General features: G+C 68.5%; 20 protein-coding genes. 17 read left to right on the top strand and 3 right to left on the bottom strand.

Annotation, left to right across the window (positions count from 1 at the left end; genetic code table 11):
• Positions 1-2: 2 nt before the first annotated feature.
• Both ABZ664_RS12880 and ABZ664_RS12875 read left to right on the top strand, forming a co-directional pair.
• The gene (locus tag ABZ664_RS12880) at positions 3-602 is read left to right on the top strand and encodes an ATP/GTP-binding protein (protein WP_362507525.1); all 600 of its coding nucleotides are present in this window, start codon (positions 3-5) and stop codon (positions 600-602) included.
• Entirely contained in the window at positions 599-1,915 is a 1,317-nt protein-coding gene (locus tag ABZ664_RS12875; protein ID WP_362507522.1) for a cytochrome P450, read from the top strand. Before ABZ664_RS12880 ends, ABZ664_RS12875 begins: the two co-directional genes overlap by 4 nt.
• Here the strand turns inward: ABZ664_RS12875 and ABZ664_RS12870 are convergent.
• Entirely contained in the window at positions 1,908-2,960 is a 1,053-nt protein-coding gene (locus ABZ664_RS12870) for a hypothetical protein (RefSeq protein WP_362507519.1), read from the bottom strand. The two genes, ABZ664_RS12875 and ABZ664_RS12870, sit on opposite strands and share 8 nt — an antisense overlap.
• Positions 2,957-3,346, bottom strand: coding sequence for a GntR family transcriptional regulator (locus ABZ664_RS12865; protein WP_362507516.1), 390 nt, complete (start codon positions 3,344-3,346; stop codon positions 2,957-2,959). The genes ABZ664_RS12870 and ABZ664_RS12865 overlap by 4 nt, the downstream gene beginning before the upstream one ends.
• A gap of 59 nt (positions 3,347-3,405) precedes the next feature.
• Between ABZ664_RS12865 and ABZ664_RS12860 the strand changes: the two genes are divergently transcribed.
• From ABZ664_RS12860 to sppA, 15 genes are all read left to right on the top strand, one after another.
• Positions 3,406-3,762 (top strand): hypothetical protein, encoded by a 357-nt coding sequence (locus tag ABZ664_RS12860; protein WP_362507513.1) that lies wholly within the window; start codon positions 3,406-3,408, stop codon positions 3,760-3,762.
• Positions 3,759-4,628 carry an ATP-binding cassette domain-containing protein gene (locus tag ABZ664_RS12855; RefSeq protein ID WP_362507510.1) on the top strand — a complete coding sequence of 290 codons (870 nt, stop codon included), beginning with the start codon at positions 3,759-3,761 and terminating at the stop codon, positions 4,626-4,628. The genes ABZ664_RS12860 and ABZ664_RS12855 overlap by 4 nt, the downstream gene beginning before the upstream one ends.
• Positions 4,628-5,422, top strand: coding sequence for an ABC transporter permease (locus ABZ664_RS12850; RefSeq protein ID WP_362507507.1), 795 nt, complete (start codon positions 4,628-4,630; stop codon positions 5,420-5,422). The genes ABZ664_RS12855 and ABZ664_RS12850 overlap by 1 nt, the downstream gene beginning before the upstream one ends.
• A gap of 237 nt (positions 5,423-5,659) precedes the next feature.
• Positions 5,660-6,487 carry a hypothetical protein gene (locus ABZ664_RS12845; protein ID WP_362507504.1) on the top strand — a complete coding sequence of 276 codons (828 nt, stop codon included), beginning with the start codon at positions 5,660-5,662 and terminating at the stop codon, positions 6,485-6,487.
• A complete protein-coding gene (locus ABZ664_RS12840) occupies positions 6,484-7,242 on the top strand; it encodes an aldolase/citrate lyase family protein (RefSeq protein ID WP_362507501.1) in 759 nt (252 codons plus the stop codon). The genes ABZ664_RS12845 and ABZ664_RS12840 overlap by 4 nt, the downstream gene beginning before the upstream one ends.
• A 64-nt stretch (positions 7,243-7,306) precedes the next feature.
• The gene (locus ABZ664_RS12835; protein ID WP_362507498.1) at positions 7,307-8,023 is read left to right on the top strand and encodes a 2OG-Fe(II) oxygenase; all 717 of its coding nucleotides are present in this window, start codon (positions 7,307-7,309) and stop codon (positions 8,021-8,023) included.
• 111 nt (positions 8,024-8,134) lie between these two features.
• Complete coding sequence (locus ABZ664_RS12830) at positions 8,135-8,926, top strand: SDR family oxidoreductase (protein WP_362507495.1); 792 nt, start codon at positions 8,135-8,137, stop codon at positions 8,924-8,926.
• A 364-nt stretch (positions 8,927-9,290) separates the two neighbouring features.
• Complete coding sequence (locus tag ABZ664_RS12825; protein WP_362507492.1) at positions 9,291-10,601, top strand: PHB depolymerase family esterase; 1,311 nt, start codon at positions 9,291-9,293, stop codon at positions 10,599-10,601.
• A gap of 142 nt (positions 10,602-10,743) precedes the next feature.
• Complete coding sequence (locus ABZ664_RS12820) at positions 10,744-12,225, top strand: M6 family metalloprotease domain-containing protein (protein ID WP_362507489.1); 1,482 nt, start codon at positions 10,744-10,746, stop codon at positions 12,223-12,225.
• Between the two features lie 93 nt (positions 12,226-12,318).
• Positions 12,319-12,993, top strand: coding sequence for a hypothetical protein (locus ABZ664_RS12815; RefSeq protein ID WP_362507486.1), 675 nt, complete (start codon positions 12,319-12,321; stop codon positions 12,991-12,993).
• Between the two features lie 3 nt (positions 12,994-12,996).
• Positions 12,997-14,238 (top strand): copper amine oxidase, encoded by a 1,242-nt coding sequence (locus ABZ664_RS12810; RefSeq protein WP_362507483.1) that lies wholly within the window; start codon positions 12,997-12,999, stop codon positions 14,236-14,238.
• A gap of 289 nt (positions 14,239-14,527) precedes the next feature.
• On the top strand, positions 14,528-16,831 hold the full coding sequence (gene glgB / locus ABZ664_RS12805) for a 1,4-alpha-glucan branching protein GlgB (RefSeq protein WP_362507480.1): 2,304 nt from the start codon (positions 14,528-14,530) through the stop codon (positions 16,829-16,831).
• 254 nt (positions 16,832-17,085) lie between these two features.
• Positions 17,086-18,687, top strand: coding sequence for a glycosyl hydrolase family 18 protein (locus ABZ664_RS12800; RefSeq protein WP_362507477.1), 1,602 nt, complete (start codon positions 17,086-17,088; stop codon positions 18,685-18,687).
• A gap of 195 nt (positions 18,688-18,882) precedes the next feature.
• Positions 18,883-20,943, top strand: a complete 2,061-nt coding sequence (locus ABZ664_RS12795; protein ID WP_362507474.1) for a S8 family serine peptidase — start codon at positions 18,883-18,885, stop codon at positions 20,941-20,943.
• A gap of 193 nt (positions 20,944-21,136) precedes the next feature.
• A complete protein-coding gene (sppA, locus tag ABZ664_RS12790; protein WP_362507472.1) occupies positions 21,137-22,840 on the top strand; it encodes a signal peptide peptidase SppA in 1,704 nt (567 codons plus the stop codon).
• An 88-nt stretch (positions 22,841-22,928) separates the two neighbouring features.
• Here the strand turns inward: sppA and ABZ664_RS12785 are convergent, their stop codons facing one another.
• A complete protein-coding gene (locus tag ABZ664_RS12785) occupies positions 22,929-23,399 on the bottom strand; it encodes a flavin reductase family protein (RefSeq protein ID WP_362507469.1) in 471 nt (156 codons plus the stop codon).
• Between the last annotated feature and the right edge of the window lie 282 nt (positions 23,400-23,681).

The following is a 23,681-nucleotide window of genomic DNA, read 5'->3' as shown; positions in this document are numbered from 1 at the left end:
AGATGGCGGCCGCCGTGCGAACGCCACTACGCACCACCGCCGCGGACGCCCTGAAAATCGTGGTCGTCGGCGGGTTCGGGGCGGGAAAGACGACCTTGGTCGGCTCGGTGAGCGAGATCCGCCCGCTGAGCACCGAGGAGGTCATGACCCAGGCGAGCGTGGGCATCGACGACGCCAGCCAGGTACGGAACAAGTCGACCACCACGGTGGCCTTCGACTTCGGCCGGATCACGCTGAACGCGAGCAAGGTGCTCTACCTGTTCGGCGCGCCCGGTCAGCAGCGGTTCTGGTTCGTGTGGGACCAGTTGTTCGCCGGCAGTCTGGGCGCGGTCGTCCTGGTGGACGCCCGCCGCCTGGAGGACTCCTGGTACTCCATCGACCGGCTGGAGCACCACCGGACCCCGTTCGTCGTCGCCGTCAACCGCTTCGCCGACGGGCCCACCCTGGATGCGGTGCGCGAGGCGCTGGCACTGTCGCCCGAGGTCCCGCTCATCGACTGCGACGCGAGAGAGCGGTCCTCGGCCAAGCACGTGCTGATCACGCTCATCGAGCACCTCACCCGCACCTACGACCAGTCGCCCGCCCGAGAGAGCATGCCGTGACGAACTCCCCTCCCCTGCCCGACTCCACAGACCCGTCGGCCGCCTCGCCCGGATCGCAGAATCCCGAGCGGAGGCGGGAGTTGCTGGAGGGATACGCCGACCACGCCAATGCCGTACCCCTGTACGGGGCACTGATCGGCGACGACCCGACCGCGCTGTTCCAGGAGATGCGCCGCGAGCACGGCCCCGTCGTCCCCGTTCTCCTCGACGGCATCCCCGTCTGGTACGTGATCGGTTACCGCGAGCTGCACCATGTCGCCAGCCAGCCGCAGTTGTTCGGCCGCGACTCCCGGCGCTGGAACCTGAAGGATCACCTCCCCCCGGACTGGCCGTCGCTCCCGCAGGTGACATGGCAGCCGTCCGTGATGTACTCCGAGGGGGCCGAGCACCAGCGGCGGATCGGCGCCGTCAGTGACGCGATGGACGCCGTCGACCGCACCGAGCTGGCCATGATCTGCGAGCAGATCGCCGACCTCGCGATCGACGAGTTCGCCGGGGACGGCGAGACCGACCTGATCTCCCGGTACGCCTACCGGATCCCGGCTCAGGTCATCACCCGGCTGTTCGGGCTGGCGGAGACCGACCTGCCGGAACTGGTCGAGGACGTCAACTACGTGTTGAGCGGAGGTGAGGAGGCCCCCTCGGCGATTGCCCGAATTCTGGACAAGCTAGGCCGGCTCATCGCCGACAAGCGCACCCTGCCGGGCCACGACATCACCTCGCGCGTACTGGCACACCCCTCGCGGCTCACCGACGAGGAGATCGTCATGGATCTGATCGTCGTGATGATCGCCTCCCACGACAGCACAGCCAACTGGATCGGCAGCGCCCTGCGGCTGATGCTGGTGGACGACCACTTCTCGATGAGCCTGCAGGGCGGCCGCAGCAGCGTCGGCGAGGCGCTGAACGAGGTGCTGTGGAAGGACCCGCCCACGCCGAACCTGCCCTCACGCTGGGCCGTGCAGGACTGCGAGCTGGGCGGGCGGCGCATTCGCCGGGGCGACATGCTGGTGCTCGGCGTCACCGCGGCCAACGCCGATCCGCAGGTGCGACCGGCCGCCCATGCCGACTCCGGCGCCAACCGTGCGCACATGTCCTTCGGCCACGGCGAGTACGGTTGTCCCTTCCCCGCGCCCGAGCTCGCCGAGATCATCGCCAAGACGACCGTGGAGGTCCTTCTCGACCGGTTGCCCGACGTCTATCTCACCGTGAAACCGGACGCGCTGCGATGGCGCCCTTCGCTGTGGGTTCGCAGCCTGGAGGCCCTGCCCGTACGGTTCAGCCCGATCGTGCCGACCGGCCACCTCACCTGAGAGGCTCCCAGGTGAGGCCGACGGACGGGATCTCCGCCACGGCGAGCCAGGCGAGGCCGACGGCGACAAGGCCGAGCAGCAGCCAGGCGACGGGGTGTCCGAGGTTGAGCGTCCAGCTGGAGGAGCCCAGGCGAGCGTGGACGAGAAGGGCGGGGTCGCGCCGGTTGGCATAGATCGTGCCCGCGAGGAACCAGTGCCGGTCGTCGTCGCGCTGCGCCATCCCCGTGTCCTCCTCCTGCTCGCCGGGCAGGGCAGGCAGGCGGTGTCCCGCCTGGCCTACCCTCGTCTCCCACACCAGCCATCCGCCCAGCACGGCGACCAGCGGCAGGCCCCCCGCCACCAGCCACACGACCGTGTCCGCGACGATCCCCCACTGCCGCAACGCCCAGACGAGCAGGCTCAGATTGAGGCAGGCGGCGGACAGCAGCGACAAGGCGGCCACGCCGCGCAGGTAGACGCGGTAGCGGCGAGCCGAGGACTTGGGCCGGGCCGCGTCGAGGTCGGGCCGGGCACGCAGGACGATCAGGATCACGACGACGACCAGCAGAGTGGCCCCGGCCTGGAACAGCACGGGTTCGAACCATCCTGCCGGGGTGCCGGACGACCACCGGCCGATCCCCGCGGTGAGCAGCACGACGGCGAGGGCGGGCGATCCCCAGGCCCACGGCACGCGGACCGGATCTGTGCGGAAGGTCGTGTCCATGGTGATGCCCTGACGCCGCTCGCCCGCCCATCCTCCGCCGCTCTTGGCGGCGCGGACCTTGAGATGCGCGCGGTAGTACAACAGCAGATCGGCGACGACCAGTGCCCCGAGTGCCGCCGCGGACCACCCTGTGAGGATCGAGACCGCCGCGGCGACGGCGCCTCCCACGAGGACCAGGCGGGTGTAGGTGCGCCGCTGAGTGACGATCGCCGGGTCGCCCGCCCGCTCGGCGGTCACCCGTACCCCGAACGGCAGCGTCGACCGCGCCAGCGCGGGCAGCACCAGCATGAGGCAGGTGGCCAACATCATCAAGGCCAGGTCCGCGGCGAGAAAAGGCGTCATGGCCGTGTCCCGAAGCCGGCGACGATCGCCTCGCAGCGTCGGATCACGTCGTCACGGTCCAGGCCGTGAACGGTGGCTTCCGCCAGGAGTACTCGCATTCTCTCTTCCCAGTCTTCGGTGAATCCGGCCTCCGGCGGGCCGGTGTCGGCATCCCTGCGGATGACCGCGCCGCTCTTGCGGTTGATCCGGATGACGCCCTGCTGTCGTAGCAGGTCATAGGACTTGTTCACAGTATGGAAGTTGATGCCGAAGTCCGCGGCGAGCTGCCGCGTCGACGGTAGGGGGTCGCCTTCGCGCGCCTGCCGGCGGGCGATCGCCTCCACCACACGGTCCCTGATCTGCTGGTAGATCGGGATCTCGCTGTCCAGGTCAAGGGTGAGGTGCACATCGACATACTATCTGATATACAACTAATAGAACAGATACAACTTGTCGAGGAGGCACCATGATCCAGATACGGATTCACGAAGGAACGCTGAGCGTGCGCTTCGCCTCGTGGGCGCGACCGTTCGTCAGGACCGACCAGGTGGACGTGCCCCTGGAGGCGATCGCCGACGTGCACCACCTCGACCGGCCGCTCGGCGCCGCCAAGGGGCTGCGCTCAGGGCTGGTGGTCAGCGGCTACGTCAAGGTCGGCACGTGGACGTCCTTCGGCGGCGTCAAGCGGTTGGTGGCCGCCCGCCGAGGCGTTCCCGGCGTGCGGGTCGTCCTGAAGCACAGGGTGGCGGGCGTCGACGAGCTGATCCTCGGCGCTCAGGACGCCCAGGAGATCCGGCGCCGGTTGACGCGGGTGCGGCGATGAGCATCGAGGTACGCGGCCTGACCAAGGCGTTCGGCCCGGTGTCCGCCGTCACCGACCTCACCTTCCGGACCGCCCCCGGCACGGTGACCGGCTTCCTCGGGCCGAACGGCGCAGGCAAGACCACCACCATGCGGATGATGCTGGGGCTGGTCACACCCACCTCGGGCACCGCCACCATCGAAGGAAAGCGCTACGCCGACCTGACCAGGCCGTCGGCGACCGTCGGCGCGGTGCTGGACGGCTCCGGCTTCCACCCCGCCCACACGGCCCTGCACCACCTGCGGATCTACTCCCGGATGGGCGGGTATGGCAGAGCCCGCGCCCTGCGGGTCGCCGACGTGACCGGGGTGTCGGCCTTCGCCGACCGCACCACCGGCACCCTCTCCACCGGCATGCGCCAGCGTCTCAGCCTGGCCACCGCTCTGCTCGGCGACCCCCGTGTGCTCCTGCTGGACGAGCCGGGCAACGGCCTCGACCCGGAGGGCATCGCCTGGCTGCGCGCTTTCCTGCGTGACCTGGCCGCCGAGGGCCGCACCATCCTGATCTCCAGCCACGTCCTCGGCGAGATCGAGCGGACAGCCGACCACATCGTGGTGATACGTCAGGGACGACTGGTCACCGCGGGCCCCATCTCCGAGCTGTACGGCAAGGCGGCCGTGCTTGTCCGGTCACCGCGGGCGGACCTGCTCAGAAGTCACCTCACGGTCCCCGCCGAGGTCCTTGGACCGGACACCCTGCGCATTCACGACATGACCGCCGCGCAGGTCGCGGCCGTCGCGGCGGATCACGGCATCGCCCTGCACGAGATCACCCCCGAACGCCCCACCCTTGAGCAGACCTTCCTCGATCTCACCGGAGACCATTGATGATCGCTCTCATCGCGGCGGAATGGAGCCGCCTGACCGGCACCAGACTATGGCTGTGGGGGCTGCTGGCCGCTCTCGGCAGCGGTGCCTTCACCGGGATGCTCGCGTTCGTCGGGCCGGAGAACTTCACCCCGCCCATGCCGGGCCTGGAGACGGCCGAAGGCGTGCACATCGTGCTCGGCCTGCTCGGGTTCACCATGTTCGTCCCCGCGCTGCTCGGAACGGCCGCGGTGACCGCCGAGCATCGGCACCGGACCATCACCACCACGGCGCTGTTCGCCCCCCGGCGATGGACCTGGCTGGTGGCCAAGCTCCTCACCTACACCGGAAGCGGACTCACCTACGGTCTCATCGCCTGCACCGCCGCCGCCGGTGCCCTCTTCTCCGCGGCGGCGCTCAGGGGTGTCGTACTCGGCCTGCCCACGAGCACCGTCCTGGCACTCCTGGCCCGTATCGCTCTGGCCATGGCCCTCTACACCCTGCTCGGAGCCGCGGTGGGGGCGATCCTGCGCAACCAGGTGGCGGCACTCGTCACCGTCGGCGCCTACCTCTACATGATCGAGATCGTCCTCATGCTCATCCCGGGCGTCAAGGCGGCCTACCCTTACCTGCCCGGTGGCGCGACCGCCGCGCTGACCGGATTCACCTACCTCGCCGACGCCATCGCCGACCAGACCGATACATCGGCCGCCGTGTTGCTCTCCGCGCCGGTCGGCGCCGCCGTACTGCTCGCCTATGCCCTGATCGCCACCGCCGTCGCCGTCGCGGCACCACTCAGGCGAGACATCACCTGAAAGATCTACCGGAACACCTGGTGATCCATCCGCCCGCACCCCTGTCCGCTCGCACCTGTTTACATCTGTTTACGCCCATGCATTCCGGTCAGAAAAAGGTGACCGATCACTGAAATCCATTGGATATGTCGCGAATCATCGTCGGGCACTCGCGATATAGGCCTACAAAGGATCGTGGTGCGGGCGTAACCTGATCGCCAGACGATCGGCCGGACACTGACACGAGCAGGTGGCGCGTTGAGTGACGAGGCGACTCGCGTGGCAGGGAAACTCGCAATGTGGCTGTCAGGGCTATTTGTGATCGTTGCGCTGCCCGTCGGAGTCATAAACCTGTTTCTCCCCCGGCCGATACCCGTACCACTCGATCTCGTGGCCGGATATCTCCTGGGCACCTTGGCGACCTTCATCGGGTATGTCTACGGGCGCCTCGAAAACATCCGCGACAGGCAGGAGAGGCTGCTCAGGCAACCGGCGAGGGGAATCGAGGTCTTCACCACCAGCGAGGAGTTTCTTGAGAAGCTGGTCGGCATCACCGTCGGGGCCACCACCGTCAGCACCCTGAACCTGTCGCCGCCCAAGGGAGAACATCCCGGTCTGGACAAGTATTTCACGGAGGTTCACAACAGCATAAAAAGTCGCCGGAGCCCGCTCAAGAGTTTCCGCAGCATAGCCAGTGTGGACACCCTGCAGAAGTCGTTGTGGCTCGCCGAGCGGAGTTGCGAGTTACTCGCCACCGGGCGGGTCTCCTTCGCGGTGTTCGACCAGGACTACATCGGCCCTCTGCCCCATCCACTCAGCCTGCACATCACCTACAAGGAGGGCCGGGTGAACGTTTTCATATTCCCGCCGGTCGACCTGACGGGATCGATGGATTCGGTGCTGATCTCCGATCCGGTGCTGGCGAAGATCATGCTCGACTACTTCAACATGCTGTGGCATTTCTCGCCGAAGATAAACGAGGGAAAACAGGTCCGGGCAGCCGGTCTGGAGCGATTGGTCAAACTCAATCCCGACATTGAGCACAGCGTTCACTACCAGACACTCAAGAAGGCACTCAACTCGTGAACAACCTCAGAAGCAGACTGGACTCACAGGACGTCCTGCTGGGCACTTTGATCACTCTGGATTCCCCGGAGGTGGCACTGCTGCTCCAGAAAGCCGGGTTTTCCTGGTTCTTCCTTGACCTCGAACATTCAGCCATACTCGATCTGAAGAGTACGCAGAGAATCATCGAGGTGCTGCAGCCCGCGTCATATGCCGTGATCCGGGTTCCCGACGACTCGGAGACATGGATCAAACACGCGCTGGACACGGGTTGCGACGGAATCATCGTTCCCCATGTGTCAACCGCCCAGCAGGCCAGAATCACCGTGGAGCGAGCGAAATATCCCCCTGCGGGCAGGAGAAGCGTCGGCATAGCGAGGGCTCACGGTTACGGAACGAGTTTCGCGAGATATCTGGAGACCTCGGGCGAGAGCGTGGCCGTGATCGCTCAGATAGAAGACACGGAGGGCGTCGAGAACATTCACGACATCCTGAACGTACGAGGCATCGACGCGGTCTTCGTCGGACCGTACGACCTCTCGGGCAGCATGGGGATCCTCGGTGACCTCGCCAACCCCCTGCTCACCGAGATGATCGACCGCGTCCGCACCGCGTGCGAGGAGAGCGGGGTCCCCCTGGGCATCTTCTGCCCGAGCACCGCCGCCGCGAGAAAAGAGGTCGATCACGGCGCGACGCTGATCGCCGTCGGGTCGGACACCGGCTACGTCTTCGCCGGAGGTTCCGCCGCGTTGACGGAGCTACGACAGAAGGGGTGACCACTTGTTGATCAGATCGCCCTCACTGGAGCAATCCCTGGGAGACCTCCTGAGTGATCCGGCCGTGCTGGCCCTGCAGGTGCCTTCCTATGTATCGGACCGGATATGCGAACACGCCCGATTGAATGCGATCCCATCGGTCCTGGAGAGTTCGCTCCAGAGAATATACAGAAGTCAGGTCAAGGCCTTCTCCGAGACCGTGAGCGGTGAGGCCGACGGCTCGGAGGAATACCTGAGGCGGTCCCGGTCGGTCCTGCGCTCGCTCAGGGAGGCGTTTCTTCCCTTCGCGAATCCGGCGGACGTGTTCAGGGCGGAGATCGACGAGATCTGGCCGGGTGGCGCGGGTCTCCTGAAATATCATGACCAGCCCCTTGTCTTCGGAATGATGAGAAGCTGGGAGGCGGGAATGTCCGCCTTGCCGCACTTCGACATCATCGGCGAGGCCGGCCCGACCCTCCGCGGCAGGTTCCGGTTCACGGAACAGTTCGGGGTGAACCTGTATCTGGAGGCCCCGGAGGACGGCGGAGAACTACATGTCTGGGACCTGACCTTCGAAGGGGTCAAATCTTGGAATATCCCCTCCATATCAGGGACGTATGGCTTCGATGCAGAAAGCCTGCCTTCGCCTGACATCACCATAAAGCCAGGCGTCGGCGACCTGGTCATCATCAGGTCAACACGACTCCATGCGGTGAAAGAGACGACACAGGGGCGGCGTGTCAGCATTTCAGGATTCTTGGGGAGGGAGCAGACGTCGGATATCCTGCGCCTCTGGAGCTGACCTCATGAAGCCACGGCACCAATCGATGGGCAATTCATGTATAACAGTCATCACGGCCTTTCCGCAACGATGTCGGCGCACGATCAGAATAATTCATGGAGCCTGGACGATATGGCTCCAGCCAGCCTGTTCGACATGAGCGGAAAAGTCGCCCTGATCACGGGAGCCGGTGGCGGGGTCGGAGGATGGTTGACCGCGGGGCTCGCCGCGGCGGGGGCACGTGTCATCGTCAGCGATGTCAGTGTGGAACGCTGCGCGGATCTCATATCCCTGCTGGAGGCGGGGAAGGCGGAATTCGCGGTGGCGCCGGCCGATCTGCGGGACCCACGCGCCCCTGAGAATCTCGCGGACGCGGTGAAGAAGGAATTCGGCGCCCTCCACGTGCTGGTGAACGCCGCCGCCATCAACACCAGAGAGCCCATAGCGAACGTCACCCCCGAACTGTGGACCGAGATTTCCGATGTGAATCTGAAGGCGGCGTATTTCCTCGCCCGCGAGGCGATGCTCGTCATGCGGGCGACGGGGGGCGGCTCCATTATCAACGTCACGTCGATCAACACGGAGATCGGGCTCGAAGGTGTCTCCGTCTACGGCGCGAACAAGGCCGCCCTGGCACAGGTGACCAAGACGATGTGCATCGAATGGGCCCGATACAACATCAGGGCGAACTGCATATCCCCCGGGTTCCTGATGACCTCGCTGTCCCGGCCCCTCTGGGAGGACGCCGACCGCGCCTCCTGGATCCTGGAGCGCTGCCCCCTGCGCAGGCCGGGGATGCCCTCGGAACTGGTCGGGGCGTGCCTGCTTCTCGCCTCGGACGCGGGGTCCTTCATCTCCGGGACGAGCATCCGCGTCGACGGCGGGCTCGTCGCCGGAAGCCCGTGGAAATCCGTGCCCGGCTGAGCACCGCCCCGTTGAGTCCGAGTCCTCCGTACGCCACCCGGAACGTGCCTGGGAAGGCGGGAGGATGGAAACTTTCATCGAAGGGGGCGGGGGCATCCGTACTGCTTTCGGCACCAAAGGTGTTTCTCACCTGCGGGAAACCGCCATGGAAAGGAAAGCGTACGTCGGACGCGAACCCGCATCTCCACTCTGTGATTGAAAATTTCGGCTAACAAATTTAACTTTCGGCGACAAGCGTAAGACGTCGAACGCCGGGGCCACGACGGTCAGGGGGCTCCGGCGATCGGCCATGGCCGAAAGGAGACCGACGATGTCCGACAGCGATGTTCCACGCCGGACCGACCGGGGGCCGGGGAAGAGTCGGATGAGGACGGCCCTGCGAGTGGTGTGCGCGGTCCTTCCCCTCCTGCTCGGCTTCGCGCTCACGACCTCGCCCGCGTCCTCCGCCTCCCTGGTGGAGGTCACCGGCTTCGGGACGAACCCCAGCAACCTGCGGATGCACCTCTACGTCCCGGACCGGGTGGCGCCCCGTCCCGCCATCCTGCTCGCGGTGCACTACTGCACCGGCTCCGGCCCAGCCTTCTACTCCGGCACGCAGTTCGCCTCGCTCGCCGACCAGTACGGGTTCATCGTGATCTACCCGTCGGCCACCCGCAGCGGAAACTGCTTCGACGTCTCCTCCTCCGAGGCGCTCAGGCGCGGCGGCGGGAGCGACCCGGTCGGGCTGATGTCGATGGTGAACTACGTCCAGCAGCGTCACAACGGCGACCCCTCCCGGGTCTACGTGACCGGCGCCTCCTCAGGCGCGATGATGACGGAGGTCATGCTGGGCCTGTACCCGGACGTGTTCAAGGCCGGGGCGGCCTTCATGGGAGTGCCCTTCGGCTGCTTCGCCAGCTCCTCCGGATGGAACAGCGAGTGCGCCAACGGCACGATCGTGAGGACCCCCCAGGAGTGGGGCAACCTCGTACGGGCCGCCTATCCCGGATACACCGGCGCCCGGCCCCGCGTCCAGCTGTGGCACGGCACCGAGGACTCCACCCTGCGCTATCCGAACCTGGGCGAGGCGGTCAAGCAGTGGACCAACGTCCACGGTCTGAGCCAGACGCCGACCTCCACCGACACCCCCCGGCAGGGCTGGAACCGCAGCCGCTACGCCGACTCCACCGGCACCGTCAAGGTCGAGGCCTACAGCCTGCCGGGTGTCGGGCACAACCTGCCCCAAGGCGGGATGGCCGAGTCCGCGATCCAGTTCTTCGGCCTGAACACCCCGACCCCGACCCCGACGCCCACCCCCACCCCGACGCCCACGCCCACGCCCACTCCGACCCCGACCCCGACGCCCACCCCCACGCCCGGCGGCGCCTCCTGCCGGGTGACCTACAGCGCCAACAGCTGGAACACCGGCTTCACCGCCAACCTGACCGTCACCAACACCGGCACCTCGACGATCAACGGCTGGGAGCTGAAGTTCACCTTCCCCGGCAACCAGCAGGTCACCCAGGGCTGGAGCGCCACCTGGTCGCAGTCCGGCCAGGTCGTGACCGGCCACAACGCCTCCTACAACGGCACCCTGACCCCCGGGCAGTCCGCCGGAATCGGCTTCAACGGCGCCTACAGCGGCACCAACGCCGCCCCCGGCTCCTTCACCCTGAACGGCTCGACCTGTAGCTGACCTCGGGGACACGACATCGGCTGCCTCCGGAACCCGGAGGCAGCCGATGTCGCACATGTCACCGGTTGAGTAGGGGACTACTCACGACACGAACCCCCACGAGCCCTACCTTCGCCGCAAGAACGGACGATGGGGGGACACCATGCATCTCGTTCCGCTGGCGCCAGACGCGCTGGACAGGCTGGAGGCACGCTTCCACGAGCTGAGGATCGCCGGGATCCTGCCCGAGCACCTGACGTTCGAGGACTACTACGCGGTGTGGCGCTCCGAGCGTCGGGGACCGCGCGCGGCGGGGCTGGACGACGGCAGCGTCACCCCACAGGCCCCCGACGCGAGCCTGATCAGCCGGCCGCCCAGGAAGCTCAGGGGCGTCGTCAGGACCCTGGTGCTGCTCGTCGACTTCGACGACCGGCCGCACGACCCCGCCCACGACGCGGCGCACTTCGAACGGCTGCTGTTCGGCACCCAGCCGGGCAGCATGCGCGACTTCTACCGGAAGGTGAGCGGCTTCGACGGCGGCCCGGAAGGGCGGGGCATCGACGTGCAGGGCGAGGTGTTCGGCTGGTTCCGGCTGCCGCGGACGCTCGCCTTCTACGCCAACGACAAGTCGGGGATGGACGAGCGCAACTTCCCGCGCAACGCCCAGGGCATGGCGCGCGACGCCGTGCTCGCCGCCCTGGAGGCGGGCGTCGTCTTCGACCCCTCCTACGACGCGCTCGGCGAGAACCGGGTCACCGCGCTCTTCGTCGTGCACGCGGGTCCCGGCGCCGAGACCTTCTCCGACGCCGCCGGGCTGCAGTTCATCTGGAGCCTGAAGTGGACCGTCGGCGAGCAGCCGATCACGGTCGGGCCCGGTCTCCAGGTGAGCACCTTCCTCACCGTTCCCGAAGACTGCAACGTCGGCGTCTGCGCCCACGAGTGGGGGCACCTGGCCGCGCGCTGGGCCGACTACTACGACACCGACCGGGCTCAGACCGGCGTCAAGTCGCACGGGCTGGGCAACTTCTGCCTGATGGCGGCGGGGTCGTGGGGCAACGGGGGCGTCACGCCCGTCTTCCCGACCAGCATGCTGCGCATGTTCCACGACTGGGTCACCCCGCGCCTGGTCACCGAGACCACCCGCGGCATCACGCTGCGGCCGGCGGCCGAGGGCGGCGACTTCGTCGTCGTCCACAACGACCGGACGATGACGAGCACGCAGTACGTCGTCGTGGAGTACCGCCGCCGGCGGGGGCAGGACGAGTTCCTGCCCGACCAGGGCATCGCCGCCTACGTGGTGGACGAGGCCGTTCCCAATGTCGACGACGAGCGGCGCCTCGCGATCGAGCTGATGCAGGCCGACGGCCTGCGCCAGCTCGCCAGGCCGGGCAGCCTGGGCAACAGGGGCGACGCGAACGACCTGTACCCCTCGCAGGGCAACGCGAGGATCGGCAGGGACACCTCACCGGCGCTGAACCTGCCCGAGGGCAGGTGGACGGGCGTGACCATCGAGGTCTCCGGCACACCGGGCGACGACGAGATGACGATCGACGTCATCGTCGCCTCGTGGCCGCGCGACTCCGTGACCACGTGGCCCGCCATGGCTCTGAACGTGGATGAAAGCCCACAAAAACCAACAACGTAAACCAAAAGTGCAATACGCCTTTGGACCCGCCGAGAGACTCACCGATCGCTACTCTTCGCAAGGAAAAGTCAACGGTGAGTAAAGAAGGTGCTCATGGGGCGAAGACTGATGGTGATGGCGGTCGCGGGGGCGGGGGTGGCCGTCGTCGCCGGGGCGGCGCTGTTCGTCTCCGGCGAGCAGGGGTCGCAGGCCGCGGGGGCCGCCCTGCGAGCGCCCGCGCGGGAAGACCCGCTGACCGGCCAGGAGGTCGCGCAGGCCACCACGATCGCGTCGGCGGGATCCAGATCACACATGGCCGCCGGCCGGATCAAGCTGCTCTACGTGGAGCGCGACGACGACAAGGACGCCTCCGACCGGCGCCGCGCCGACGCGTACCTCTACGACTACGGCAGCGACAGGCTCATCGTGCGGACCGTCGACCTCGGCCGGGGCAAGGTCGTACGGGAGACCGTGGCGCGGGGGGTGCAGCCACCGCCGTCGAAGGAGGAGGAGACGACGGCCGCCGCCCTCCTGCTCGCCCACCCGGGATACGGCAAGACCGTGCGCGAGGCGTACACCAAGGCAGGGGGCGGACCGCTGAGGTCGGCGGCGGAGCTGGGGCTGCGCGGGCTGATCTTCACCCCGTACGGCGAGCGCGGGTCAGCCAAGGAGTGCGACGTCCACCGGTGCCTGCGGCTGTTCGTCCGGTTGCCCGACGGCACCTGGCTGGACACCAGCCGGATGGTCGTCGACCTGTCCGCCAAGAAGATCCACACCCTGGAGTGGTAATCCGTGTTCCTCCGCCTCACCCTTTCCTGCGCCCTGCTCGCCGGAGGGCTCGCCGCACCGCCCTCCGCGCCGAGAGCACCAATACCGCCGCTGCCGCCACAGCTCACCTCCTCCGGCGCGGCGCCGCCCTCCGGCCCGCCGACGGCACCGGCGGCGACGGGGACCGGCGCGCGGCCCGCGGCGGCCCCCTGCAACGCGCCGTACCGCGTCGACAAGACCCTGCCCAACGGGGCACGCTGGCAGCTCTGCTGGGAGATGCGCAACGTCGAGGGCCTCACCCTGACCGGGATCGTCTACACCCCGAGAGGCCATCGGCCGATCACCGTGCTGCGCAGCACCTCGCTCGCCCAGATCCACGTGCCGTACGACAGGGGCAGGCCCCGCTACCACGACATCGGCTCGCTGGGATATGCCGCCATCCCGCTGCGGGCCGCGGACTGCCCGCTGGGCGAGCGCCGCGAGCAGTTCGTCTGCGTGACGACGAGGGCGCGCGGCCACGCGTACCTCAAGGCGGTCCCCGATCAGCTGAACATGACGGCCCAGGGGCGTGACCTGGTGGTCTTCGCCGCCTTCCAGGTCGGCTGGTACACCTACCTCGCCGAGTGGGCCTTCTCCGACGACGGCGCGATCACCCCGCGCGTGGGGGCCACGGGGTCGCTCGCCGGGTTCACCACCACGCCCGAGCACGGCTGGCCCATCGGGGTGGGCGCCACCGGGTTCGAGGCGAACCACACCCACAACATCTTCTGGCGCCTGGACTTCGACGTGGCGGGCCGGGCGGACGACGTCGTGGAGCAGTACGACTTCGGCGGCTCCGGCACCGCGACCCGCAAGATTCAGCGGACGGTGTTCGGGACGGAGACCAAGGCCGTCAGCAGGCCGATGCGCTGGTGGCGGGTGGTCGACAGGAAGGTGCGCAACGCCGACGGGCACCGTGTCTCCTGGGAGATCAACAACTCCGACACCGCCCAGTACCGGGGTCCGGCCGACGAGGCCTTCACCCGGGCCGATCTCTACGTCACCGACTACCGCTCCTGCGAGCGGCTCGCGACGGTCAACCCGTCTCCCGGGTGCGCCCTGTCCGTCGACCGCTACACCAACGGGGAGCGGCTCACCGATCCGGTCCTGTGGGTCAACGTCGGCTACCACCACGTCCCCCGCGACGAGGACGCCGACCCCATGCCGAGCCACTGGCAGGGGTTCCGCATCACCCCCCGCGACGTCACCGCCAAAAACCCGCACTGAACTGCTACTTTCTGCTGCTTTATGCAGTTTTTGATCGCACGGAGCGGCACCGGGTGGTGTTAGGTGACGTGATCATTGGAATCGGCCGGTTCAACCGGGACGCCGCCGCCGATGATCGGATACGGTCGGCGAACAGCGTTGTGATGGCCCCCACATGACCGACAATCGTGACTTTTCCCTCCTTTGGCTCCGCACGTTTCCCAATACGCATGGTGATAGCGGACATGGGCATGGGTTCGGTCACCCGAGTAGGGCAAGGTAGGGGCTATCGATCTACGGGAGTAAAGCCATGAGCGCGCACTTGGACCTGGACCGGCTCGCGGGCGGAGCACATCATGATCCGCACTCGATCCTCGGGTCGCACCTGGGTCCCGAGGGCGTGACGATCCGGACGCTGCGCCCCATGGCGCAGCAGGTCCAGGCGCTCGTGGACGGCAAGTCCCACGACATGAAGCACGTCGCCCACGGCGTGTTCGCGGTCACCCTGCCCGGAGTCGACAAGATCCCCGACTACCGCCTCCGGATCGCCTACGCCGGCGCCGAGCCGTACGAGACCACCGATCCCTACCGGCACTGGCCCACCCTGGGCGAGATGGACCTGCACCTCATCGGCGAGGGACGCCACGAGCGGCTCTGGGAGGTCCTCGGCGCGCGGGTGATGCGGCACGAGGACGTGGACGGCACCGCCTTCGCCGTCTGGGCGCCCAACGCCCGCGGCGTGCGGGTCATCGGCGACTTCAACCACTGGGACGGCGCCGCGTACCCCATGCGCTCGCTCGGCGGGTCGGGCGTGTGGGAGCTGTTCGTCCCCGGCCTCGGCCCCGGCGACCGCTACAAGTTCAGCATCCTCGGTGTGGACGGGGTCTGGCGGGCCAAGGCCGACCCGATGGCCCGGCGCACCGAGCTGCCCCCCGCGACCGCGTCGGTGATCGAGAAGTCGGAGTACGTCTGGCGGGACGACGAGTGGATGCGGCGCCGCGCGGAGGGTGACGCCCTGCGGGAGGCGATGAGCGTCTACGAGGTGCACCTCGGCTCGTGGCGCCCCGGCCTGTCCTACCGCGAGCTCGCCGTCGAACTGGTCGACTACGTGGTGGACATGGGCTTCACGCACGTGGAGCTGATGCCGGTGGCCGAGCATCCGTTCGGCGGCTCCTGGGGTTACCAGGTCACCTCCTACTACGCCCCGACGTCGCGTTTCGGCTCCCCCGACGACTTCCGCCACCTCGTCGACGCCCTGCACGAGGCGGGCATCGGGGTGCTGGTCGACTGGGTCCCCGCGCACTTCCCGATGGACGACTGGGCGCTGGCCAGGTTCGACGGCACCCCGCTGTACGAGCACGCCGACCCCGCGCGGGGCGAGCACCCCGAGTGGGGCACCTACATCTTCGACTTCGGTCGCAGGGAGGTGCGCAACTTCCTCGTCGCCAACGCCGTGTACTGGCTGCGCGAGTTCCACATCGACGGGCTGCGCGTCGACGCGGTCGCCTCGATGCTCTACCTCGACTACTCGCGGCGCGAGGGCGAGTGGACGCCCAACGAGTACGGCGGCAGGGAGAACCTCGACGCGGTCGCGTTCCTCAAGGAGATGAACGCGGTCGCCTACCGGGAGGCGCCGGGCATCGTCACCGTCGCCGAGGAGTCGACCGCCTGGCCGGGCGTCTCCCGCCCCGTGCACCTGGGCGGGCTCGGTTTCGGGTTCAAGTGGAACATGGGCTGGATGCACGACACGCTCGCGTACCTCAGGCACGAGCCGGTCTTCCGCCAGTACCACCACCACCAGATGACGTTCTCGCTGATGTACGCGTACTCGGAGAACTTCGTGCTGCCGCTCTCGCACGACGAGGTGGTGCACGGCAAGGGGTCGCTGCTCGGCAAGATGCCCGGCGACGAGTGGCAGCGGTTCGCGAACCTGCGGGCGCTGTTCGCCTTCATGTGGGCCCATCCGGGCAAGCAGCTGCTGTTCATGGGTGGTGAGTTCGGCCAGGGCTCCGAGTGGTCGGAGGAGCGCGGGCTCGACTGGTGGGTGCTCGACTTCGACGGGCACAAGGGGGTGCAGCGGCTGGTGCGCGACCTGAACCGGGTCTACAAGGAGTCTCCGGCCCTGTGGAGCGTGGACGCCTCCCCCGACGGCTTCCGCTGGATCGACGCCGACGACGCGCTGGGCAACGTCTTCTCCTTCCTGCGCCACGCCGAGGACGGCTCGGTGGTGGCGTGTGTGGCCAACTTCTCCGGCGCACCGCACGAGAACTACCGCCTCGGGCTGCCCTTCCCCGGCGAGTGGGAGGAGGTGCTCAACACCGACGCCTACGACTACGCGGGCAGCGGCGTGGGCAACCTCGGCGCCGTCCAGGCCACCGAGGAGCCGCGCCACGGTCTCCCGTACTCGGCCACGATGCGCGTCCCGCCGCTGGGCGCCCTCTGGCTGCGCCACCCCGGTGCGCTCGAACCCGCCGCGGACCAGCGCGCGGAGGAGATCGTCGAGGCCGCGGAGCAGGAGGTCGCGCGGGAGCAGCGGCTTGAGGTCGTACGGGAGGCGGCCGAGACCACCGAGTCCGAGGGACCCGGGGAGCGCCGGGAGGCCGAACCGGCCTGACCGAACTCCCCCTCCGCAGAGCCCAACAGACCAGGTGAGAACGGGCCGGTCGCGCGATTCGCGCGACCGGCCCGTTTTCGCGCTCTATGCTTCCGGCACCCTCGCCACAGCTCGTTCGGCCGAAAACCTTAAATCGGCCTTATATCAACGAACAAGGCATTGACCGTCGGCGTACGAGAACCTACGCTCAGGTAATTAATAGGAAACTTTCCTATGAATACGGGGACTCGGCACTCTCTGACCTGGAGCGACCCTTGCGACGAATTACCATCGGCTCCTTCATCGCGGCGGCGGCGCTGCTGGTTCCCCTGGGGATCGGCACCGCGACGGCCGCCACACCCGCCACCGCCACCTACACGACCACCTCGAACTGGGGCTCAGGCTTCGAGGGCAAGGTCGTCGTGCAAGCCGGGACCAGCGCGCTGACCAGCTGGAAGGTCGAGTTCGACCTCCCCGCCGGGACCTCGATCACCACGTCCTGGGACGCCGACCTGACGAAGAGCGGCAACCACTACACCTTCGTCAACAAGTCGTGGAACGGCGCGCTCGCCGCGGGCGCCTCGACGAGCTTCGGTTTCAACGGCGCGCCCGGCGGGATCACCAGCGTGCTGAACTGCAAGCTCAACGGCGCCGCCTGCAACGGCACCGGGCCGACCGCCACCCCGACCCCGACCCCGACGGTCACGCCCACTCCCACGCCGACCCCGACCCCGACGGTCACCCCCACCCCGCCTCCCCCCGGCGGTAAGAAGATCGTCGGATACTTCACCCAGTGGGGCGTCTACGCCCGCAACTTCCACGTGAAGAACCTGGTCACGAACGGCTCCGCGTCGAAGCTCACCCACATCCTGTACGCCTTCGGCAACACCACCGGCGGCCGGTGCACCATCGGTGACTCCTACGCCGACTACGAGAAGGCCTACACCGCGGCCGACAGCGTCGACGGCGTCGCCGACACCTGGGACCAGCCGCTGCGCGGCAGCTTCAACCAGCTCCGCAAGCTGAAGAAGGCGTACCCGAACATCAAGGTCATCTGGTCCTTCGGCGGCTGGACCTGGTCCGGCGGCTTCACCCAGGCCGCGCAGAACCCGGCCGCGTTCGCCGACTCCTGCTACAACCTGGTCGAGGACCCGCGCTGGGCCGACGTGTTCGACGGCATCGACATCGACTGGGAGTACCCCAACGCCTGTGGCCTGACCTGTGACAGCAGCGGCCCGAACGCCTTCAAGAACATCATCTCCGCGCTGCGCACCAAGTTCGGCGCCAACGCCCTCGTCACCGCGGCGACCACGGCCGACGGCTCCAACGGCGGCAAGATCGACGCCGCCGACTACGCCGGCGCGATCAACAACCTGAACTGGCTCATGCCGATGACGTACGACTACTTCGGCGCGTTCAACCCGCAGGGCCCGACGGCTCCGCACTCGCCGCTCACCTCCTACACCGGCATCCCGCAGGCCGGGTTCAACTCCGACGCGGCGATCCAGAAGTTCAAGGCCAAGGGCATCCCGGCGAGCAAGCTGCTGCTGGGCATCGGCTTCTACGGCCGAGGCTGGACCGGCGTGACCCAGGCGGCTCCCGGCGGCTCCGCCACCGGCGCGGCCCAGGGCACCTACGAGGCCGGGATCGAGGACTACAAGGTCCTCAAGACCAAGTGCCCGCCCACCGGCACCGTCGGCGGCACCGCCTACGCCTTCTGCAACGGCAACTGGTGGAGCTACGACACCCCCTCCACCATCACCGGGAAGATGACCTACGCCAAGAACCAGGGTCTGGGCGGGGCGTTCTTCTGGGAGACCAGCGGCGACACCACCAACGGTGAGCTCATCACCGCGATCTCCAACGGCCTCAAGTAATATTTCGACCACTCGGCCCTCCGAGCGCGCTACGCCGCGGGGGGCCGAGCTTTTCTCCACTCGGCCCTCCGTGCGCGTCGCGCCGCGAGGGCCGAGCTTTTCTCCGAAGATCCTCCAAATCTGGGGCAAAGTATTCACTTGGCGCATACGGCTGCTTAGACTCCGAAACGCCCTTTTGATCCCCCCGGAGGACGCGTGCGACTTCGAGCTGTCGTGGCCATGGCGTTGGTCTTCACCCTCTCGCCCGCCATACCCGCCCTCGCCGAGGACGTACCGGCGCCCCCAGCGGTCTCCGCGAGCGAGAGCCCACCCGTGGCCCCGGGCGACGGATCCGGAACCGAGCCCGGAGCAGGGGAGACGGGCGGTCAGGAGCCCTCCGCCGACACGCCGATCTCACCCCCCGCCGACGCGACGCCCCCGCAGCCGAAACTGGAGGAGGGACTCGCCTCCGACACCGACGGCGCCCGGGTCATCGTCGAGCTGGCGGCCCCCGCCGAGGCGGCCCCGGTCGCCGGGGAGGCACGGCAGCTGCCCGACGCCGAGGTCGTCCTCGAACCCGCGGACACCTCGTTCATCGTGGTCGAGGGCACCGGCGAGTCGCTCGCGAAGCTGGCCGAGGACCCGCGCGTCCTCTCCATCCGCCGCGACCGCGTCTACTCCCCCACCTCGCTGGGCTCGCTGAGTTCCGGCTCGCTCGCCACGAGCCTGCAGGTGATCGGCGCGGACAAGGCGCACGCCACCGGCACCAAGGGCGCGGGCCAGACGATCGCGATCATCGACACCGGGATCGACGCCGGCCACCCCGACTTCGGCGGCAAGGTCGTGGAGCAGGCCTGCTTCTCCGCCACGGACGAGGGCGCGCAGTCCCTGTGCCCCAACGGGCAGACGAACGACCCCGGATCCGCCGACGCGAACACCCCCGCCTGCGTCCACGAGAGCGTCAACCTGTGCGACCACGGCACCCACGTGGCGGGGATCGCCCACGCCGTCGCGCCCGACGCGGACATCGTGGCGATCCAGGTCTTCAGCAGGTTCAACAACTGCGACGACGAGGGCGGGGTCTGCCTGAGCGCGTTCGAGTCCACGCTCCTGCTCGCCCTGGAGCACGTCGCGAAGCTCAAGGACGGCGGCAGGAACATCGCCGCGGTGAACCTCAGCCTCGGCGGCGGCCTGTACGAGGGAAGCTGTGACGCCGAGCCGGACCTGGCGGCGATGAAGAGCCGCGTCGACGACCTGCGCGCCAAGGGCGTGGCCGTCGTGGCCGCGGCCGGCAACGAGGGCGTGCCCGGCGCCGGGGCGCCCGGCTGCTTCTCCGCCCCGGTGACGGTGGGCGCGACGGGCGACGACGACACCGTCCCCCACTGGTCCAACTACGGCTCCGGACTCGACCTCTTCGCCCCCGGCCTGGAGATCGAGTCCGCGGTGCCGGGCGGCGGCCACCAGGTCTACAGCGGGACCTCGATGTCCACCCCGTTCGTCACCGGCGCCATGGCGCTGATGGCCCAGAAGGCCCCGAACACCCCGGACGCGCTGGAGGCCGCGCTGAAGACCGCGGGCCGGCAGGTCACCTACGACGGCGTGACCACCCCCCGCCTCGACCTGAACGCCGCGATCGCCGGAGGCACCCCGGGTGACCCCGTCACTCCCCCCGGCCCCGAGGTTCCCAGCGACGACCCCGGCCCGGAGACCGGCACCGACCCGAGCCCGGAACCCAGCCCAGAACCCAGTCCCGAGCCCAGCTCCGGTCCCCCTCCGTCGGCGCCGCCGAACGACCCGGTGCCGACGCCGATCCCGCTGCCGACGGTGACGGTCACCGTGACCGTGACCGTCCCCCCGCCGGCGACGCCCACGGTGTGCACGCGCGGCAAGTCCACCAAGACGCTGAGCGCCGCGCAGTGGGCGGTTGAGGTCACCCGGGGCAAGGGCAAGATCAAGGACGCGACGGTGAGCTGCTACCTCGGCCTGGTGGCCAAGGCGAGCAAGGTCTTCTCCGAGGTCACGCCCGCCTCCACCCTGGGCGGCGCGTACAAGGTGCTCAAGCCCGCCAAGAAGACGGCGCGGGCCAAGCTGGAGAGCGAGCTGCTCGCCGCCTGGCTGAACTGGGCGAACGGCGGCGTGAACTTCACCGCGAAGATCAAGGAGACGGCCACGCTGAAGACGGTCCTCACCTCGGTCGAGAAGGCACGCCTGAAGGGCTCCTCCCCCGCCGCGTCCACCACGATGCTCAAGAAGCAGGTGAACGCCCGCCGAGCGTGACCCCGGTAATCCAGGTAGGCCCCGCAGGCACCGGACCTGCGGGCCTACCTGGACCGGAAGGCCCGTGGACCACACCGGCGGACCCGCAGGCCACGCAGACCCCTCGGGCTCCACGGTCCTGTCTTATGCCAGAAAGCGGGCGAGAACCCGACGAGCCGCATAAGCCCGGTATGTGTCGCTTAGGGTGAAGGGCATGGACGCGACCAAGGTGATCATCGATAGTGTCGAACGGTTCAAGCAGCGGCGTACCGCTCCCCTGATCCTTGAGCTCGACCTCACCGAGGGCCTGACAGACGGCAGTCCTCCGGCCGACCCGCTGAGCGCCATCATGGCGATGCGCAAGACGAGCCTCACCGACGTGCTCGCCGGACTCAAGCGCGCCAGGAAGGACGACCGGGTCAGGGCACTGATCGTCAAGATCGGCACCCAGCCGCTGGGCCTCGCGATCGTCCAGGAGCTCCGCCAGGCTGTGATCCACTTCCGGGCCTCGGGCAAACTGACCGTCGCGTTCGCCGAAACCTTCGGCGAGATCGGCGGGGGCACCGTCCCCTACTACCTGGGCAGCGCCTTCGAGCGGGTCTACCTCCAGCCCTCCGGTGACGTCGGGCTGACCGGCGTCGCGATGGAGCAGCGCTTCCTGCGGGGTGCCCTGGGCAAGATCGGCGTGGAGTACCAGATCGGCCAGCGGCACGAGTACAAGACGGCCGCCAACACCTTCACCCAGGACCACATGACCGAGGCCCACCGCGAGTCGATGAGCCGCATCACCGAGTCGATCACCGAACAGGTCGTGGCGGGCATCGCCGAGGGGCGCGGCCTGGAGCCGGCCAAGGTACGCGAGCTGATCGACCAGGGCCCGTTCATCGGCGCCGAGGCCGTCGAGGCGGGACTCGTCGACCGGCTCGCCTACCGCGACGAGGTCTACGACGAGGTCAAGGAGTCCGCCGGCGACGGCGCGCTCCTGCTGTACGTCGGCCGCTACGCCAAGTCGCTGTCCGCGAAGAAGCTCCCGCACCCCGGCGAGCAGGTCGTCGCGCTCGTCCGCGGCAACGGCGCGATCCGGCTCGGCCGCAGCGGTCGCAGCCCGCTGGGCGGCGGTGGCGCGATGGGCTCCGACACCATCTGCGCCGCCCTGCGCGCGGCCCGCAACGACGACCATGTCAAGGCCGTCGTCTTCAGGGTCGACAGCCCCGGCGGCTCGTACACCGCCTCCGACGCCATCTGGCGCGAGGTCGTGCTCACCCGCAAGGCGGGCAAGCCCATCATCATCTCGATGGGCGACCTCGCCGCCTCCGGCGGCTACATGGTCTCGATGGCCGCCGACGTCATCGTGGCCCAGCCGGGCACGCTCACCGGCTCCATCGGCGTTTTCGGCGGCAAGGCGGTCATCGGCGGGCTGCTGGAGAAGATCGGCGTCACCTCCGAGACCGTCGGCGAGGGCGCCAACTCCGGGATGTTCTCCCCCACCAACGCCTTCTCCGAGGCGCAGTGGGCGCGGATCAACGCCTGGCTCGACCGGGTCTACGACGACTTCGTGAACAAGGTCGCCGAAGGTCGCGGCCTGTCGCGCGAGCGCGCCCACGAGCTGGCCAAGGGCCGGGTCTGGACCGGCGCCGACGCCCTGGAAGGCGGCCTCGTCGACGAACTCGGCGGCCTGGAGGACGCCCTCGCCATCGCCCGCAAGAAGGCGGGCCTCGCCGTCGACGCCCCCGTACGCGTCTACCCCAAGCTCAACCCCCTGGAGCGGCTGCGCCCCGCGGAGTCCAGCGAGGACAAGGCCGCCGCCCTGGCCAGGGTCCGCCTGGAGTCGTGGGGCCCCCTCGCCCACCTCGCCGGCGAGCTGGGCCTGCCCTCGTACGGCCCGCTCATCCTGCCGGGCACCTGGACGATCCGCTGATCTTCCTCGTCCATCCCCGTGAGAGCCGCCCCGTCCGAACGGGGCGGCTCTCACGCGTACGGAACCTGTGAGAAAGGAGCGAGCGGGATCAGCGGTAGCGGCTCCGGTAGCGCGCCAGCGGCAGCACGGACGCGTCGACGTACTCGACCCCGAGGACCTTCGCGATGAACAGCGTGTGATCCCCGGCCGGAACGACCTTCACCGTCTCGGCCTCCAGCGCGGTGACACCACCGTCCACCACGAGGGCCTCACTCAGCGCACCCCGGTGGTGCGGCGTACCCGCGAGCAACAACCTCGCACCCGGACGGCCCGCCGTGGCGAACCTGCTCGCGATCGCCTTCTGCCCGGCCGACAGCACACTCGCGGCCCAACGGTCCCGCCTGAGCAGCAGCTCGTTGAGATATCCGGTGCTGTCCAGGCTCACCATCACCAGCCGAGGTTCCAGCGACAGCGAGGTGAAGGTGGAGACCGTCACCCCCACGTCGTCGCGATCGTCCTTCACGGTGACGATCGTCACCCCGGTCACCACCTGGGCCATCGCCTCGACGAACTCGTTCATCCGGCCATCATCCCGGACCCCGAACGACCACCTGGCCCGGCCCCATGTCCTCCGGATCGCATCCCCCACGACCTCCCCGTCGCCGCCCTCCACTCGCGAGACGCCGACCGGCCCGGAGACGAGCCCCCTTTCGAGCCACCCGGCACGAGACCGCCGGACAGGCGCCCGAACGCTACGGGTCGGCGCCCGAACGCTGCCGGTCGACGCTCGATCCGGTGCCGAGTCGGCCGGACGGCCGCCCCCTGGCATCATGGTCATCGACCGACGCGACGGGAGCGGTTC

This window comes from Streptosporangium sp. NPDC006930 (assembly GCF_040635605.1).
Taxonomy (GTDB): Bacteria; Actinomycetota; Actinomycetes; order Streptosporangiales; family Streptosporangiaceae; genus Streptosporangium.
This window is presented reverse-complemented; position numbering and strand designations above follow the sequence as displayed.

What these genes read in the sequence shown, in the direction of transcription:
- ABZ664_RS12870 (WP_362507519.1), bottom strand. Translation starts at nt 2,960, where the DNA reads ATGACGCCTTTTCTCGCCGCGGACCTGGCCTTGATGATGTTGGCCACC.
- ABZ664_RS12785 (WP_362507469.1), bottom strand. Translation starts at nt 23,399, where the DNA reads ATGAACGAGTTCGTCGAGGCGATGGCCCAGGTGGTGACCGGGGTGACG.
- ABZ664_RS12850 (WP_362507507.1), top strand. Translation starts at nt 4,628, where the DNA reads ATGATCGCTCTCATCGCGGCGGAATGGAGCCGCCTGACCGGCACCAGA.
- glgB (WP_362507480.1), top strand. Translation starts at nt 14,528, where the DNA reads ATGAGCGCGCACTTGGACCTGGACCGGCTCGCGGGCGGAGCACATCAT.
- sppA (WP_362507472.1), top strand. Translation starts at nt 21,137, where the DNA reads ATGGACGCGACCAAGGTGATCATCGATAGTGTCGAACGGTTCAAGCAG.
- ABZ664_RS12860 (WP_362507513.1), top strand. Translation starts at nt 3,406, where the DNA reads ATGATCCAGATACGGATTCACGAAGGAACGCTGAGCGTGCGCTTCGCC.
- ABZ664_RS12825 (WP_362507492.1), top strand. Translation starts at nt 9,291, where the DNA reads ATGAGGACGGCCCTGCGAGTGGTGTGCGCGGTCCTTCCCCTCCTGCTC.
- ABZ664_RS12830 (WP_362507495.1), top strand. Translation starts at nt 8,135, where the DNA reads ATGGCTCCAGCCAGCCTGTTCGACATGAGCGGAAAAGTCGCCCTGATC.
- ABZ664_RS12815 (WP_362507486.1), top strand. Translation starts at nt 12,319, where the DNA reads ATGGGGCGAAGACTGATGGTGATGGCGGTCGCGGGGGCGGGGGTGGCC.
- ABZ664_RS12880 (WP_362507525.1), top strand. Translation starts at nt 3, where the DNA reads ATGGCGGCCGCCGTGCGAACGCCACTACGCACCACCGCCGCGGACGCC.
- ABZ664_RS12855 (WP_362507510.1), top strand. Translation starts at nt 3,759, where the DNA reads ATGAGCATCGAGGTACGCGGCCTGACCAAGGCGTTCGGCCCGGTGTCC.
- ABZ664_RS12820 (WP_362507489.1), top strand. Translation starts at nt 10,744, where the DNA reads ATGCATCTCGTTCCGCTGGCGCCAGACGCGCTGGACAGGCTGGAGGCA.